The organism is Algoriphagus aurantiacus, assembly GCF_035156405.1.
GTDB lineage: Bacteria > Bacteroidota > Bacteroidia > Cytophagales > Cyclobacteriaceae > Algoriphagus > Algoriphagus aurantiacus.
In genome coordinates, this window is record NZ_JAXRUT010000020.1 from 35,264 (window position 1) to 51,953 (window position 16,690).

At 41.7% G+C, this 16,690-nt stretch carries 12 protein-coding genes; 5 read left to right on the forward strand and 7 right to left on the reverse strand.

The features are described from left to right. Positions 1 to 126 precede the first annotated feature (126 nt). Positions 127 to 2,655, forward strand: coding sequence for a phosphocholine-specific phospholipase C (locus SYJ56_RS18150; RefSeq protein WP_323836578.1), 2,529 nt, complete (start codon positions 127 to 129; stop codon positions 2,653 to 2,655). Between the two features lie 483 nt (positions 2,656 to 3,138). On the opposite strand, the gene SYJ56_RS18155 is transcribed toward SYJ56_RS18150, so the two are convergent. After that, positions 3,139 to 5,313: a B12-binding domain-containing radical SAM protein gene (locus SYJ56_RS18155; RefSeq protein ID WP_323836580.1), complete on the reverse strand. Its 2,175-nt coding sequence runs from the start codon at positions 5,311 to 5,313 to the stop codon at positions 3,139 to 3,141. 324 nt (positions 5,314 to 5,637) lie between these two features. Between SYJ56_RS18155 and SYJ56_RS18160 the strand changes: the two genes are divergently transcribed. From SYJ56_RS18160 to SYJ56_RS18175, 4 genes are all read left to right on the forward strand, one after another. Then, positions 5,638 to 6,528 carry a dienelactone hydrolase family protein gene (locus SYJ56_RS18160; protein ID WP_323836582.1) on the forward strand — a complete coding sequence of 297 codons (891 nt, stop codon included), beginning with the start codon at positions 5,638 to 5,640 and terminating at the stop codon, positions 6,526 to 6,528. A 70-nt stretch (positions 6,529 to 6,598) separates the two neighbouring features. Next, on the forward strand, positions 6,599 to 7,930 hold the full coding sequence (locus tag SYJ56_RS18165) for a polysaccharide deacetylase family protein (protein ID WP_323836584.1): 1,332 nt from the start codon (positions 6,599 to 6,601) through the stop codon (positions 7,928 to 7,930). Positions 7,931 to 8,766: 836 nt separating this feature from the next. Further along, complete coding sequence (locus SYJ56_RS18170; protein WP_323836586.1) at positions 8,767 to 9,558, forward strand: NYN domain-containing protein; 792 nt, start codon at positions 8,767 to 8,769, stop codon at positions 9,556 to 9,558. Positions 9,559 to 9,745: 187 nt separating this feature from the next. Further along, positions 9,746 to 10,429, forward strand: a complete 684-nt coding sequence (locus SYJ56_RS18175) for an NAD-dependent epimerase/dehydratase family protein (protein ID WP_323836588.1) — start codon at positions 9,746 to 9,748, stop codon at positions 10,427 to 10,429. A gap of 90 nt (positions 10,430 to 10,519) precedes the next feature. Here the strand turns inward: SYJ56_RS18175 and SYJ56_RS18180 are convergent, their stop codons facing one another. From SYJ56_RS18180 to SYJ56_RS18205, 6 genes are all read right to left on the reverse strand, one after another. Then, positions 10,520 to 11,683 carry a DUF4221 family protein gene (locus SYJ56_RS18180; RefSeq protein WP_323836590.1) on the reverse strand — a complete coding sequence of 388 codons (1,164 nt, stop codon included), beginning with the start codon at positions 11,681 to 11,683 and terminating at the stop codon, positions 10,520 to 10,522. A gap of 165 nt (positions 11,684 to 11,848) precedes the next feature. Then, the gene (locus SYJ56_RS18185; RefSeq protein WP_323836592.1) at positions 11,849 to 12,730 is read right to left on the reverse strand and encodes a formate/nitrite transporter family protein; all 882 of its coding nucleotides are present in this window, start codon (positions 12,728 to 12,730) and stop codon (positions 11,849 to 11,851) included. Positions 12,731 to 12,848: 118 nt separating this feature from the next. Further along, positions 12,849 to 13,871, reverse strand: a complete 1,023-nt coding sequence (locus SYJ56_RS18190) for a hypothetical protein (RefSeq protein WP_323836594.1) — start codon at positions 13,869 to 13,871, stop codon at positions 12,849 to 12,851. A 144-nt stretch (positions 13,872 to 14,015) separates the two neighbouring features. Beyond that, positions 14,016 to 14,684, reverse strand: a complete 669-nt coding sequence (locus SYJ56_RS18195; protein ID WP_323836596.1) for a 3-keto-disaccharide hydrolase — start codon at positions 14,682 to 14,684, stop codon at positions 14,016 to 14,018. 307 nt (positions 14,685 to 14,991) lie between these two features. Continuing rightward, positions 14,992 to 15,387 (reverse strand): group III truncated hemoglobin, encoded by a 396-nt coding sequence (locus SYJ56_RS18200; RefSeq protein WP_323836598.1) that lies wholly within the window; start codon positions 15,385 to 15,387, stop codon positions 14,992 to 14,994. Between the two features lie 5 nt (positions 15,388 to 15,392). Further along, on the reverse strand, positions 15,393 to 16,640 hold the full coding sequence (locus SYJ56_RS18205) for an alkaline phosphatase family protein (RefSeq protein ID WP_323836600.1): 1,248 nt from the start codon (positions 16,638 to 16,640) through the stop codon (positions 15,393 to 15,395). Positions 16,641 to 16,690: the final 50 nt, after the last annotated feature.

A 16,690-nucleotide genomic window follows, 5' to 3' on the forward strand; every position in this document is an offset into this window, starting at 1 on the left:
GAACCTTAAGTAACTGGAAGAGTTTTAATTAGCATTTGCTTCCAAAATCATAACAAAAAGGAAATGCTGGAAAACCAGGTCCAAATGGAAAAAGTCGGTATACTTAAACCATAAACCAAGTGAGTAATGAACGATTCAAGAAGAGAGTTTTTAAAGAAAGCTGCCTTAGTAACAGGTGGTGCAAGCATCTGGAGCTCTATGCCAATGGCAGTGCAGCGTGCTATGGCGATTCCAGCAGCGCCTGGGACTACTTTTTATGATGCTGAGCATGTAGTGATGCTGATGCAAGAGAACCGATCTTTTGATCACTGCTTTGGCACTATGAAAGGCGTACGCGGGTTCAATGACCCAAGAGCAATCTCTCTTCCTGATCAAAATCCTGTATGGCTCCAGCCAGACAAAGACGGAAATCGCTTTGCTCCTTTCCGCTTTGACATCAAGGACACCAAAGCCACCTGGATGAGCGGAACTCCTCACTCTTGGGAGAATCAAGTCGACGCAAGAAACGATGGGAAATACAACAATTGGATTGAGGCAAAAAGACCTGGCAAAGAATACTACGATCTGCCGCTGACCATGGGCTTTTATAGCCGTGAGGATCTGCCATTCTACTATGCACTTGCTGATGCATTCACGGTATGTGATCAGCACTTTTGCGCAGCACTTACTGGCACCACTACCAACAGAAGTTACTTCTGGACTGGAAAAACTCATGGAGCTGATGGAGAAAAGGCAAAAGTCCGAAATGGAGAATTATCCTATAATAAAGAGGGGAATTGGAAGACTTTTCCAGAGCGATTGGAGGAAAATGACATCTCTTGGAAAGTTTACCAAAATGAGCTCAGTATCACTTCCGAACTAGAAGGTGAAGCAGAATCACTTTTAGCCAATTTCACAGACAATAATCTGGAGTGGTTTTCCCAGTATGGAGTGCGCTTCAATCCTGCACATTACCTTTTTCTCCAAAAAAGAGAAAAAGAACTACCCGTTGAAATAGCAGAATTGAAAGCAAAATTGGAAGGTAATCCAGCGAATGTCGATGAGTTGCAAAAAGAATTGAAGGAAAAAGAAGATGGGCTGGCCTATCTGGAAGTGTACCTTAAAAAATGGAATGCCGAGGAATTTGAAAAGCTCTCTGATCATGCTAAAAGCCTTCACAAAAAAGCATTTCAAACTAATACCGGTGATCCTGACTATCATCAAACTGAAAAACTTTCCTACCAAGAAAATGGTGAAGATCGGGAGACCTTGATCCCTAAGGGAGATATTCTGTTCCAAATCAGAAAGGATGTCAAAGAAGGGAATCTACCCACAGTCACTTGGTTAGTAGCTCCTCAAAAATTCTCTGATCATCCCAGTGCGCCTTGGTATGGTGCGTGGTACGCATCGGAAGTAATGAATATTTTGACGGAAGATCCTGAAGTATGGAAGAAGACCATCTTTATTATCAATTACGATGAGAATGATGGCTATTTCGATCATATCCCTCCTTTCGTTCCACCACATCCTCATGAGCCAAATGGAAGAATGTCGGCTGGACTATCCAGTGCAGGAGAATTTGTCACCGCCGAGGAAGAATTAAAAGCCGGGTTCAAACCTGATGAAGCAAGAACAAGCCCAGTTGGCTTAGGATACAGAGTTCCACTAATAATTGCTTCACCATGGTCACGTGGTGGGTGGGTCAATTCTGAAGTTTGTGACATCACTTCCACTATTCAGTTTTTGGAGAAGTTCCTTTCTAAAAAGACTGGAAAGAACATCGAAGAATCCAATATCAGTTCTTGGCGACGGACCGTAAGTGGAGATTTGACTTCAGCTTTCCGACCATACAATGGCGAGAAAATAAACCACGCAGAACCGGTAGACCAGGAGGAGTATGTAAAGCAGATATACAATGCCAAATTCAAGAACATCCCAACTAATTTCATTAAGCTAACAGAAGAAGAAGCTAGAAAAGAAGCCTCAAATCAAGCAAATTCATCTGTTTTCGCTACTCAAGAACCTGGCACGAAAGCTTCCAATGCATTGAAATATGACTTACATGCTAATGGCATGATCAGTCCTGACGGAAAGAAATTTATAATCACTTTCACTGCGTCTCAAGAGATTTTTGGAAAGGATGCTTTAGGCTCGGGATTCAATGTCTATGCTCCGGGAAACTATCTTAATCAAAAGACCAACTCATTTGAACCGGTAAAGACTTGGGCTTTTGCAGTGAAGTCCGGTGATAGTATTTCTTACGAATGGCCTATAGAAGAATTCGAAAACGGGCTTTATCACTTGAGAGTATATGGCCCAAATGGCTTCTACAGGGAATTTAAGGGTTCATCTGCTGGATCCACGTTAGAAGTTGGTGCAACCCCTCTTTTAAGAAACAAAAAAGTCAGCCAGCAACTTGAACTCAGGGTCAAAAACACTTCCCCGTCAAATCTGACCTTGATAGCAAAGGATGATGTCTATCTGAAACTCACTAAGGAGATCAAGCTTGGAGCTGGCGCTGATACCAGTTTGAAAATTGATACGAAGCAACACAAAGGCTGGTACCAATTTAGTCTTTATGCTAAAGAAGATCCAAGATTAGAAATCACTTACGCTGGTAGATTGGAGACTGGAAAGGATAGTATTTCAGATCCTCAGATGGGGCGAGCGGTATAGGATTGACTTCGTCAAATACTTCCTAGCTGCATTGTCCTAACAGCATAAAGATTATTACAAATACCAAGATTGTACCTAGGCATCCTCCACCTAATTTATAGGCTCCATAGCCAGCGATTAGTCCTTTGAAGATATTGTTCATTTCCGGGATTTTATAAGTTTGGAATGGATTGTTATGGCATCGATTCACAAGTTGTGCCATAGCGTTTTTAAATTTGAGAATTCGTCAAAAGCCATCTCGTGGTTAAATGAGTATGCCTTTGAGCCAAGTCTATTGCGTTTAGCTTTTTCTTGAGGAAATCCCCCTATACTCCGCCGTGGCGGAGGGAGTTACAAAATCTGAACCTCCATTTTTGATCCACAAAATTCACGGCGGAAATTTGAGATCATATATTCTTAGATAAGAAACATACACTCTAAACTGAATACTCTGAGAAAGAAACATCCCAAGTTGGGCATTGGAATTTTCCACTTCGCATTCTTTTAAAACACCAGCAATCCATGCTCTCGAAGGATTTCCCAAACTTCAGATTCCACTAATTCCTCAAAATCTCCAAATTCCAACTCATAACTTTCCCGAATAGGCTTAAGTGTATTGAGTTTTTGATTATACCCCACCGTTAGTAACATTTCACTAACCCACTGACCCAGATCAAGCGGAAGTTCCATGGCAAAGTCTTCCTTTTTTCCAGAGAAAATCAATTCTGAGAGCTCATCTTCTTCGAAAACCTGCAACTCTGGCTGAGCTCCAATCCATAAAATCCTATTTCGATCTTTATATTCTGGAGTAGGTTCATTCCTGATTTCATTTGCAATAAAATTCTTGGGTACTGTAGTCTTTGGAACTTTGGTTTCAAACCATTCCTGAAGCGGTACATCAAAACACACCCCATGCATATAATTGAAAAGTGATTTGCGCAAGCCTTCACCATAAAGCTCATGATCAGCTCCTGTAGGATCATCGTGTGGCAGGTCATTATTAGCAAAAGAACCTTCGACTGGCATTAGATTAACAGCTCCAAAAGCCTGTGGATCAAGGCCAACTGGGCTGTGTGCCGTCATCGCAAATCGATGCCAGAAACCAGATTGGATCACACCAGATTGGATCAATTGTCTGACCATTTCCAGGGAATCAATCGTCTCCTGAGCCGTTTGGGTAGGAAAACCATACATCAGATAAGCATGAACCATTATTCCTGCTTGGGTAAAATGATTGGTTACCTGAGCAACTTGAGAGACCGTCACTCCTTTTTTGATCAATGCCAGCAAACGGTCTGAAGCTACTTCCAAACCTCCGGAAACGGCAATACATCCAGAAGCTCTGAAGAGTCGACAAAGATCTGCAGTGAAATTGCTTTCGAAGCGAATATTCGTCCACCAGACCACAGAAAGCTCTCTACGTAGAATCTCAATTGCCAAATCCCGCATCAATGCCGGGGGTGCGGCCTCATCAACAAAGTGGAAACCATTTTCTCCGGTTTGAGCGATAATTTCTTCTATCCGATCACATAAAATGGATGCTGTAATTGGCTCATATCTTCCGATGTAATCTAGAGAAACATCACAAAAGGTACATTTACCCCAATAGCAGCCATGCGCCAGCGTCATCTTATTCCAGCGACCATCCGACCAAAGTCTGTGCATAGGATTGGCCACCTCAATTACAGAAAGGTAATCTCGGATCAGCAAATCGCTGTAATCAGGAGTTCCTACTTCGCGCTGAGGGACATCCTTAGCAGGATTACTATTGCAAAAAGTCACTTTCCCATCAATTCGGGCAAAAGTCCTTTTCAAATCAGTAATTGGAATTTTCCCCTCCAGATGATCCAATAATAACCGAATGGGCGCTTCACCATCATCCAGTACGATAAAATCTATGTAATCAAAAACGCTAGGTTCTTTTAGCGAGCGAAGTTCTGTGTTTGGATATCCTCCCCCCATCCAAAGCACCAATTCAGGATGGTGCTTTTTGAGGAATTGGCCACATTTGAAAGCACCGTAGAGATTTCCCGGGAAAGGCACAGAAAATGCCACGGAAGTCGGTTGATACTGCTGGATTTTTTGCTTTAGCAAGTCACACATCATCCCATCGATTAAGCCAGAATCCTGATGTAAAGCTTTATGCATTTCATCAAAAGAGTTGGCAGAAAGCCCTAACCGCTCCGCATATCTGCTAAAGCCAAAATTCGGATCAATCTGCTCAGAGATCAGATCCCCTATGTCCTCCAGATAAAGTGTGGCAAAATACCTTGCCTTATCACGAATTCCCAGTGTCCCAAATGCCCACTCCAGATCATCCAATTGCTCGAAGCGACTTGCCTCAGGCAGATAATCTCCTTCGGCAATACGGTAGGCAAGTGTTGGGTTTTTATCCTGCAGAAAAGCGATCACAGGATCTATGGATTGTAGGTAGTTTGCGTTCAGACGCACAATACGGGCAGCATTATCAGACAATTCAGACTGTTTGGGTGCTATCTCTTCGAAGATTCTGGTTAAGCCTGTCTTAGAAAAAAGCTGCAAAATCACCTCAATTCCCAAGTCCACTTGATTGGATTCTACCCCGATTTGATTGAGGTAACCTTTCAAATAGGCCGTGGCTGGATAAGGCGTATTGAGCTGAGTAAAAGGCGGAGTGATGAATAGAACTTTCGAGGCCAAGATGTAAGAGAAGTGATTAGAGGCTGCAAGTTCGGAAGAAAATTGTTCTTATGTGGTTTTCCTCAATGATGCCAGTAAGGTTATTGCTTTGTCTTAAAGGCAGGAAGACCGGAGACGGAAGAGTGGTGTCCGATGACCGGTGACCGATGCAACCTCAACGCCCGTGTTTTCTAAATTCTCGGCCCTGATGCAATTGAGGCGACTCCTCCTTTCTCAAAGGGGGCAAGGGGGATTTAGCACACAATAGGCTAGAAAATTACATGAGCGCCAATAATTGCTTCTGACATTTTAGTAAATTACCCAACTAGCCATATAACCCAAACCATGCAAGAATTAAGAAAAGAAGATATCAACCAAGAGGTTTTTGAACTTTATGATGCTTATGCTCACAACAAACTGGAGCGAAGACAATTTATAGAAAAACTCTCCACCTATGCCGTCGGAGGTATTACAGTAGCTGCTTTGATGAGTGCTATGATGCCTAATTATGAAGATACCCGCACGATCAAATCCGATGATCCGCGCTTAGCATCCGAATACATCACCTATGACTCTCCTAAGGGCGGCGGCGAAATCAAAGGACTGCTCTCCATCCCTCAGGGAACTACCGGCAAAGTCCCTGGAGTGGTGGTCGTCCACGAAAACCGTGGGCTAAATCCCTACATCGAAGATGTGGGAAGAAGAACGGCTGTAGATGGATTTATCTCTTTGGCGCCAGATGCACTAACTCCGCTGGGAGGCTATCCCGGCAATGACGACGAAGGACGTGCGATGCAGAGCAAGCTGGACAGAAATGAAATGCTGGAGGACTTTATCGCAGCATATGAATACCTGAAAAACCATCCCAACTGCACAGGAGAAGTGGGCGTAGTAGGATTCTGCTTCGGTGGTTGGATCACCAATATGATGGCAGTGCGGATTCCAGATCTGGGCGCGGCAGTTCCTTATTATGGAGGTCAGCCTTCCGCGGAGGAAGCAGCCCTGATCAAAGCACCGCTAATGCTGCAATTCGCTGGTTTGGATGAGCGGGTAAATGCCGGATGGCCAGCCTATGAGGAAGTCCTAAAGGAAAACGAAGTAGAATACCAGGCATTTATCTATCCAGATACCAATCATGGTTTTCATAACAATACCACTCCCCGCTACGATGAAGCAGCAGCCACTTTATCTTGGGATCGAACAATAGGTTTTTTCAAAGTACATCTACAGGGATAACCCACAGAAAAAAGGAGTGCTGGAAGGCACTCCTTTTTTATCCAAAACACAAAAAAACCTTTCTGAATAAATGAAATCATTAAAAACACTAGTTCCTTTTTTAGCTGTTATACTCCTATCCTTTTCATGCACCAATCCAACCATAGATTGGTCAGAGCAGATTGAAATCACCAAATGGTATGAAGGTAAGAATGGTGCGATTTCCATCACCTATGACGATGGCATCATTAATCAGTTGACCATCGCAAAACCAATAATGGATAGTTTAAATCTTCCTGGCACTTTTTTCATCATCACCGGAAAAGTCGAAGGATCTGGCAAAGGAAAATTCATCGGCAGAGATCCAGATAGCATCATTGCTGAAACTTCAACCTTCAAAACTGATTCCACCAATTTCTTTGAGCGCGCCTCCCTAATTGCTTTTACCGGAACTACCGAAGCTGAGGACTATCATGCAAATGTGGGTTCACTCTATGAAGCTGGTAAAATTGACGAAGCATATCAGCTACTAGACGAGGGATATGAAAAAATCAGAAACGGTAGCATGAGAAACACGAATGATGTGGTTTTTCATAATAACCCAGTTGACACTACTACTTGGGAGCAATACAAATCTTATGCTGAACAAGGCCATGAAATCTCTTCCCACACGGTCACGCATCCCAGACTCGCTGTTCTCGATGAGGCAAACTTACGTTATGAGTTAGGGCAGAGTAAGGCTGACTTAGCGAAATTTATGGGCGAGGAATCTACTTTTTCTGCCGAAGGTCCTTATGGTACAGAAAATGAAAGAGTCATGGAGTACGCATACGATATATATCCTGCACTAAGAAACCGAATGCCTGAAGACTGGCTTGAAGAAATAAATAGAGGAAGCAGAAAACAGCCTGGCGAAACCAGTAAGGAATATGTTCAGTGGCAAAGAGGTGCACTTAGCACCACAGGTGTTGATCAGATGAAATCTTGGGTCGACACTACGAATGCACATGATAACATTTGGCTAGTTTTGGTTATTCATGGTGTTGAGGATTATGGCTGGGAACCTTTGACGACTGTAGTGTTAAAAGAATACTTTGCTCATATTAAAGAAAATGAGGATTCCCTGTGGATTGCAACATTTGGAGACGTCACTAAGTATCTTCGGGAACGAAAAGCTGCTACTATCACGGCTGAGCTTGAATCAGATGAAATCAGAATCACCATGACTTCTGAGTTAGACCCCAAGGTGTATGACATTCCTTTGACGCTAAAAACCTACCTGCCAGATGGATGGGTAAGTGTAAATCTGAAGCAAAGTGAATACGATAGCCCTCTTGAAGTCTTGTCAGATCCGAAAGGTGAATATGTACAGTATTCTATTTCCCCAACCGAAACCAGCGTTACACTTGTCAAAATGGAGTGAAGCTTATGCTAGTTTTCATGTGTTTATAATTGTTTTTCAATGGTCATAACCTGTCCCGTGACGAAGGAAGCGGGATGGAATCTCGAACCAGGAATAATCATCCCTCTGTGTGTCATTCTTCGACATGCACGATTTCATCTGATTATAAGTTAAATTTTTCAGTCCTTTTAGAGAAATAGTCGAGTGAGTTTACTGGGGCGATTAAGTATCCTCTTTGGTAACACTTAAGTCATTCTATATTCTTTGTTCTTTTGCCTTGACGCAAAAGAACCAAAAAGTCAAGACGCCAGCAAAGCTTCACCCCGCATGCCAGCCGCCTGGCTCGCTGCTGCGTCCTTCCAGCGCGCCCTAACAACAAACAAATCTGCTGATGCGGTGTTTGCTGTGATATAATCATACCCTCCATAAAGTGGTTTGTGAAGACACAAACCACGGCGGCCGTAATTCAATCCTTTCAGGGTTGGTAATATCCTCCGCCCAAGTGAGTGTCCCCACTCACGTGATTATTGGAATAAATCCATCTATTCTTTTTTTGATTCCAAGCGATTTGGAAGGGTTTCTTAAACGGCTTGAAGAAAGTTGTGAGTGAGGACACTCACAACGGCGAAAGAGTTTCCCCACTGAGGGCAGTCCATGGTTAGTCCAAGGTGAGTTTGTAACTACACCTTCGTATTTCTCAGAATTTGTAATTCAATTTGTCTATAAACCGGTCGGCGAGCCACAGACCACGGCGGCAGCAAAATCCCAGGAGTACTAATTCTGATTTTTTCCTTTACATGATCTTACCTCGGCTTGCTAATTGCTAGCTTTAAACAGTAAACATTACATTTTTATATATGATAGACAGTAAATTTAATATCGCCGTACTTATTGACGGTGACAACGCCCAAGCCAGATTAATTAAAGAAATACTGGAAGAAGTATCCAAGTATGGAAAAGCGACGATTAGAAGAATATACGGAGACTGGACCACTCCACACATGAACAGCTGGAAGGAAATGATCAACCTTCATTCTTTCAGCCCCATCCAGAAATTTTCCTACACAACTGGCAAGAACTCTACGGATAGCTCGATGATCATCGATGCGATGGATATACTCCACAGTAATAGTGTTGATGGTTTTTGTATCGTTTCCTCAGATTCTGATTACACAGGATTGGCAAAAAGAATCCGTGAAGAAGGCATGTTCGTGATGGGAATCGGACGCAGGATAACTCCTAAAGCCTTTGTACAATCTTGCGAGATTTTCACTTATGCTGAAAATCTTTCACCTCAAGCCAAAGAGGAAAACAACAAAGCAGAGGCGAAGAAAACTGAGAAAAGTCAGGTGAATACTACACGTAAAAATGTGGTAGTAGAGGAAGAAGTCAAGAAAGAAACTCCTGTCAAAGAAACTCAAGAACTGGATTTAAAGATCATAGATAAAGCCTTTGAAATATCCTCAGATGAGGAAGAAGAAATCCACATTGCAAAAATCGGCGCTTCACTTCGAAAGATTGACCCAAGTTTTGATCCCCGATCCTATGGCTTCAGAAATCTGACAGAGCTTTTCAAAAGTTTGAAAAAATATCAGGTAATGAAAAACGAAGTAAATGGGTTGAATTATCCACTAGTGAAGCTGAAGTAGGCGGGGTGCAGGATGACTTTTATCGGATGCAGGGTGACCGAAGCCGGGTGTAGCCTCAATACTAGTATTTAGCGAACCCTTTGATGCTTGAGTACTTTTGATAGAAAAGAAAAAAAGGTAATATAGGAAATGGTTAACGCTAACGTTGAGTGCACATCGGACATCGGGCAACGGACATAAAAACATCATGGGATTGAAAATCATCATCACCGGGACTACAGGAATGGTTGGCGAAGGCGTAATGCAGCGCTGTCTGGAAAATCCTACCATCGAAAAGGTAATCGCGATCAGCCGAAAGCCTAATGGTCATCAGTATCCTAAACTGCAAGAGATTATCCATTCAGATTTCACCGATCTACATACAATAGAAAGTCAGATGACAGGCTATGATGCCTGCTTTTTCTGTGCGGGAATTTCATCCGTAGGAATCAGCAAGGAGCAATACGAAAAGATCACTTATGAGTTAACGTTGAGTTTTGCCACGACTTTGGCGAAGCTTAATCCTCAGATGACTTTCACCTATGTCTCAGGGCAAGGAACAGACAGTTCTGAGAAAGGGAACAGTCACTGGGCGAGAGTGAAAGGCAAAACGGAGAATGAGTTGAAGAAGCTTCCATTCAAAAAAGTATATGCCTATCGACCCGGAGCTATGAAACCAATGGATGGAGCGAAACACGTGCTTCCTTGGTATAAATACCTTGCTTGGATGTATCCTATCGGAAGGAAGCTATTTCCAAATGGATTTAATACGTTGGCCGAGGTCGGTGATTCCATGGTATATGTAAGTTCAAATCACTATAACGAATTTATTTTGGAAGGAAGGGAGATCACCGAAACGGCAAATCTTCTGAACTTAAGCAAATCTATCTGAAGCTTTGATAAAGAGTGAAACCAGTAAAGGATTCGCTCAACTTTACGATGAGGTGACACAGGACATCCGACACCTCTCACCTGACACCTCTCACTCTATTTTCTCCAGCTTAAACACCTCAAAACTCATCAGATCTTCCTTATTCCCAGGGTTGTCCGGATGGCTAATGGAGATAAATAACCCATCCTCATTCACGAATGAATTGCCTGGATAATAGGTGTTTTCAGGCATCAGAGTTTCCCCCAAGACATTCAAGTCCTTATCCAAAATCATCACGGCAAACTTTCGCGGGAATCTCCTCAGTTGATTGATCTCCTCTTCATTCTGTACTTCTACTTTGGAAAAAACAAAGCGATAGAAAACACCTCGGTATTCGTCATAAAGAAGGCGCTCGTAGCGGTCTGAGGCATATACATACTTCATCGTTTGAAATCGGTCTGTCCCATCGGCAAAGCTTGAAAAACTTTGGTCTACGTGTTGACTTTTTGCATCCACACTTTTTATGAAATTTCCATCCAAATCAGTGACGTATAAATTATGGTCAGCGGCAAGGCTGTAAACCAAATTCTCCTCTGTAGCTGCCATACTAAAATCCAAAAGTTTTGGACCAGATGCATTATAACCAGCAGGCCAAGTCATAGGCAGTAGATTCACTTCTGAATTCTCAAGATTAACAGTATAGCTGAGTGCCTTTGAGGCAAGTGTATCATCTGCAACTTTTATCTGATCTGCTTCAAACTTTGTATTCACCAATAGTTTATTTCCTCTTAAAATGGGCGTATAGTTATAATGTGCATTGTGTACAAAAGCGGCCAAATATCCCAAAGGAGGCTCATATTTATAGTTGGCTTTGATGCTCCCACTCGTATCGGTAAGCTGAAGATTCCTCATAGGATACCCGAATAGAAAAATACTGTCCATACTCTGCACGTGGATCCCCGAAATATATTCTACTCCTTCTGGTCCTTCCAGATCAAAAATCACCCGCTTCACCAAAGTCCTTGAATCAAGATTATACAGCTGAAGCTCGTTATTAGACTGGTTAACATTGAACAGCCAGCTGCCATTTTCATCCTGAAAAGGCACCAAGCCATCGCTCACATTCGAAGTTTGACTGTCTATTTGCAGTGAAACCAACTGACCGTCAGACACAAGTTGCTGCGGAGTAGTAATGTTCTCTTGACCGGATCCGCAGCTTTGTAAAAAACTCAGGGCCATCAACATTAGAAATGAAAAGAGGTAAGATTTTTTCATGAACCTAATTTAAAAGTTTCAGCTTGTAATAGACTATATAATCCTCCTCAGTTTCAAAAAAATCCGGATGTTTCAATGCTATTATTTCATCCTCCTCAGTCAGTATTGTGGAAAAGATCAGTCCCTTTGGAACAGGGATATCATTTTGAAGTAAATTCTCTTAACTCAGTTCCTCGGTGCAATATTGAATACAAATGCTCTATACTTTAGCAAGGCCACAAAAATACCTCCTCCAAAAGCATTGCCAAGCAAGGCTGTACTTTGGAATGATAGATAATTCCAAAACGAGATATCAGGAGAAGTCAACATACCGGAAAACACTTCCACACTTCCTATTATACTGTGGTGAAGTCCTGTAAATGACATAACTGCTGTAATCAGAAAAATCATGACAATCCTGCTAATTGTATCTCTAGATGAAGCTAACAACCAAGAAAGTAAACCCATCAGCCATCCGGCGACAATCGCACTGACAAAGATCACATGAGCATCAGCATGAAGCACATGCTTCGCTATTGTCACCACTACATCAGTATTAAAAATCCCCAAATGCGGTCCAAGCCACAGTAGAATTCCAGACATCACATAGCCTCCCACAAGATTTCCGGCAATTACTATACCCCATAGTTTCAGCATACTCAGTATAGACCGCTTTTTATTCAAAACAGGAAGCGTAAGAAGTGCAGTCTGCTCTGTAAAAAGAATACTTTGACCCAGTACCACCAAAATAAAACCTAGAGGATATACCAACGCAACTATACGGATAATGGAGCCTTCGTCTACCTTTCCGATCAAAAAGAAATAAAGCGAACAAATCATCAAATAGCTAAAGCCAATCTCCAAACCAGCCGTCAATGAACTGGTAAATAAGCTTTGGGGGATTTTCTCATAGATTTCTTGTGCATCATTAATCTGATCACGGAGTATCTCACCATGTGTCTTGGCAGTATCTCTTCCCTTAGCGCTGGACTTTTGTAACTCCTTGTCAATGTCCTGTTGCTTTTCCGCAATTAGTTGCTCCTCCGTTTTCTCTTTTTTCCAAATCATTATTAGGTGATTACAAATAGAACTAGCTCAATTTAAGTTTATCAGAATGATTTCAGAATAAAAAAAGGATGTATGCTAAAACGAATTCCCAAGCGTAGTCAATGAACAACTTAAAAAACTACTCGGAGGTTCTACATGCAGTCAAAATATTAAATTCAAATCTTCTATCATTCTTTAAGATGTCAAAAAAGTCCTCCAGATAGTTATTCATAAACTTAACTTCATACCCAGATACCAAGTATTCAAGCTGCTTTATCTCAGCGAAAAGCAATAATTCTTTCTCCAAAAACTCATCTCTGATTGCTTTCATCAGTAATTCATCTCTGCAAAAACCTCTGTATAATCTCTGGCTGACTGTCTTTATATCTACCAGATTGCTGACCTGAGCGTAAGGAGGTAAAACCATCCCAGTCATATCAAAATCATAAGCCAGCGGGACTACTGTTTTCGAATCAAGTTTCAGTATTTTCATATTATGCTGGTGCATACTAGACCAGTCTGTATTCCCAATCATATATTGAAACAAATCATGCCGAATCGCAGCCGAATCCTCTAAAACAGTTCCAATAATCCTTGTATTTTCCAAAATCTCACCGCCAAAACGATCGGCAACCTTATCATCATCCTCAATTAAAAATCCTAGAAGCTGCTCAGATTGCCCCTGCTTATCATCTTCATTCTCAAAATTGATACGGATCATTCGTGTATGAAAAGTATATTCACTCACTTGCTCATAGAGTTGGTAGCATAGAAATTCCTTCACTATGTAGGTATCAGCATTTTTACCTTTGGAGCAAGGAAAAACTATTTTCAAATTTCTGCTCCCATCAAAAATATTACCCTTGCCTTCTTTCTTTTTGAGCCTCATCCTGACTGGGGGATAATAGCAATTTTCCTTACGGAAATTTCCCCTCACCCTCAAACCCACATTCAATGTATCAACCGCGCCATCTCCATTTTTATAAATCAGCATTGAATCCATGAAAGTCGAATCATTGGTCTCCTTCCGAAGCTTCTTCACAGAAAATTTTAGGCTGATTTCCAAGATTTCGTCGGAGTCAAAAAGCCGCTCATCTTGCCTCGGAAATGCAGCAAAACATATAATTATAAAACAGCAAAAGAGGGGTGAAAACTTTTTCATACTCCTAAAGTTTTAACTTGAAAAAACCCAACGAAACTAATTAAATAGGATTATCTGAATAGACTCAATTTAATTATTCTAAGCTATAAATTTTTAGGAATGAAGATTTTAAATTCCAATTGATGGCTCAGGTAGTCTTCTATGCTATAGATTGGTTAGCAAAATATTCTTGAACTCCACTTCTGCTCCTTCGGCTTGTAAGGCTATCTTCCCACGGGTAGCTGTCGCATTGAAACCATCATTCACTAGATCACCATTCAGCCAGACAGTTACTTTGTCGGCGTCACATACGATCTTGATATGATTCCATTCACCAAGCGGCTTTTCTGAATCATCAGTAAGATTCTTGATTCTTCTCTCCTTCCTTCCGTTCACACCCCAATTCTCCTTCGGACCACGTCTAGCTTCCATATCCTCCACCTCGATATTCTGCTCTATACACCAAAAATCCCCTGCGTTACTGTGCATCAGCTGAACTTCGATAGACTTCGGGAACATATCGTACAAAGCCCGAGGCGTAGATGCATGAACTAATATCCCGCAATTGCCAGGCTTACCAGCAAATCTATAATCAAGCTCCAGCGTGTAATTTTCATATTCAGCTTCTGAGATCAAGTGGCCCTGAGGCGTTCCCAAGCTCACCAAAAGTCCGTCTCTGATGATAAATGGAATTCTTAAAGAACTATCAGCTTCTAGATCGGGGACGTCCATATACCATCCTGTTAGGCTTTTTCCATCGAAAAGGCTTTTGGTTTGACTTTGAGCAAAAAAGGTAACTAGGACAAAAAGTAATAACAAGGTAATTTTTCGCATGGTTTTGGGATAAAGTTAATGAGACATTAATCTAAAAAGAATCCACCAATTCTCATGAGATACTTTCCCAAAGTCTAATCTCAATAGACTATTAAAATCTAACCGTTGACTAAGGAAGAACCTTCGACTCCGGTCAGGCTGACAAATCTCTGGTTCAGTCTCATGACTTGGACCTTAATAATGAAGTCTCCAGACTTCTATCAGTTTAAACAATCAGTGGCAGTCTGAAGACTGCATTGAAACAGGCACAAGCCTGCCTGACCGGTAGGCAGGTCTGAAGACTTGCGCCAAACACTGCGACTGACCACTACTTCACCCTAGCTTCCCATATCCTCATAAATAGCATATGCGCCATCCGTCTTGCATGTTCCTTGGCGTAATTAGCATTTTCACCCACAAAATATCTATCAATCGTACCAAACCACAATTCCAGCCAATTGCCAAAATGGGCCTGTTCTATGCTATTGTCCACTTCAGCATCTACTTTTCTGTGAACTTTTACTGGATTAAATTTCCCAGCACCAGGACCAGTTTGCAGTAAAATCATCTCCCAGAAATCACTCAGATGAACCAAATGAGTTTCCCAATCTTTCACTACCCCATTGAAAATAGGGCCAAGTGTATCATGTAGGCGGATTTGATCATAAAATCGCCGCACCAAAAAATCAACCTCTTTCCTCGATTTTATATCTATTTTATCCATTTTTCTTATTTCAGAATCGGTTGAAGCACCTCCAATTTCCCATCTATTGTTGTAGGAATCGGAAGCCCAAGAATCTTACAAATCAATGGATAAACATGAATATTCTGAAAAGTCTCTATTTCCATACCTGATTTGAAAGCAGGTCCATTTGCATAGAATATAGCATGCATATCCTTGTAAGCTGGACTGAACCCATGCTCACCAAATACATCCGTCCCCAAGGTAGCTGCATTTTCTTTGATCCTTGGCAGAGCGGATTCCCAAGCAAGGTAATAGTATCTGTCAGGGATAATCAAAATATCTCCAATCCGATCTTTGTACATCAGATCCTGATAATTCTCCTTGTCGTCCACGTCAGTGATGTGAATTGGTAAATCTGACTTTTCCAGTTCTCTAATCACCTTTTTTTTGTCTTTTTGATCCTCCAGATATAAGTGGGCCAATGCTCCATTATTCACAACTCTTGCAGAAATATCTTTGGTCAATTCAGTCAAATTAAGGTAATGATCCACTGGAATATCCATCATCCCATGATCAGACACCACTATCACATTAATGTCCAAATCATAGCTTTTGAGCCCCTCGAATAATGCCCCTAATTCAAAATCTAGTTTCGTCAAGCGAGTGGACAATTGCTCGTCATTTGTCGGTCCATAGCGATGACCGATATCATCCATATCAGAAAAATACAATGTAATCAACCTTGGACGCTCCGCTTCTGGTAATTCCAACCACTTAAAAACCTCAGTTACTCTGGTTAGGTTACTTACTCTTCCATCATAATCATGATAATAGCTAGGCCGGATTCCTTGCACATCGGCTTCTGATCCCACAAAAAAATAGCTGGCGGCGATCATTTTATTCTGCTCCGCAAGTACCCAGAGTGGTGTCCCTCCATACCAAGTCCCATCTTGAACAATCTCCTTTTTCCCCATTCCATAGATTAGATCCTTCTCTGGATCGTAAAAGGAATTGTCCACCAGTCCATGATGCTCGGGCTTCAACCCTGTAGCAATGGTGTAGTGGTTTGGGAAGGTCTTGCTAGGAAAGGAAGGCATCATACTTTCAGCGGCTACTCCATCGGCTATAAACCGGGTAAGATTCTCTGGCTTAAACCGCTCTACGTAATCGTACCTGAACCCATCCAGAGAAATTAAGATCACTATTGGTTCTTTTGTTTCTTTGCTTTCTTGGGAAAAAGCAAGAACAGGAAATACTAAAACTGCAAACAGCAGAATACAGAATCTTTTCATTAGTCGATCTTTCTGCAAAAATACCTGCTAGAGCTTTGGCAAGCAATCAA

Bases quoted from the DNA above. Each gene is read 5' to 3' on its own strand.
- SYJ56_RS18150 (WP_323836578.1), top strand. From the start codon at position 127: ATGAACGATTCAAGAAGAGAGTTTTTAAAGAAAGCTGCCTTAGTAACA.
- SYJ56_RS18160 (WP_323836582.1), top strand. From the start codon at position 5,638: ATGCAAGAATTAAGAAAAGAAGATATCAACCAAGAGGTTTTTGAACTT.
- SYJ56_RS18165 (WP_323836584.1), top strand. From the start codon at position 6,599: ATGAAATCATTAAAAACACTAGTTCCTTTTTTAGCTGTTATACTCCTA.
- SYJ56_RS18170 (WP_323836586.1), top strand. From the start codon at position 8,767: ATGATAGACAGTAAATTTAATATCGCCGTACTTATTGACGGTGACAAC.
- SYJ56_RS18175 (WP_323836588.1), top strand. From the start codon at position 9,746: ATGGGATTGAAAATCATCATCACCGGGACTACAGGAATGGTTGGCGAA.
- SYJ56_RS18180 (WP_323836590.1), bottom strand. From the start codon at position 11,683: ATGAAAAAATCTTACCTCTTTTCATTTCTAATGTTGATGGCCCTGAGT.
- SYJ56_RS18185 (WP_323836592.1), bottom strand. From the start codon at position 12,730: ATGATTTGGAAAAAAGAGAAAACGGAGGAGCAACTAATTGCGGAAAAG.
- SYJ56_RS18190 (WP_323836594.1), bottom strand. From the start codon at position 13,871: ATGAAAAAGTTTTCACCCCTCTTTTGCTGTTTTATAATTATATGTTTT.
- SYJ56_RS18195 (WP_323836596.1), bottom strand. From the start codon at position 14,684: ATGCGAAAAATTACCTTGTTATTACTTTTTGTCCTAGTTACCTTTTTT.
- SYJ56_RS18200 (WP_323836598.1), bottom strand. From the start codon at position 15,387: ATGGATAAAATAGATATAAAATCGAGGAAAGAGGTTGATTTTTTGGTG.
- SYJ56_RS18205 (WP_323836600.1), bottom strand. From the start codon at position 16,640: ATGAAAAGATTCTGTATTCTGCTGTTTGCAGTTTTAGTATTTCCTGTT.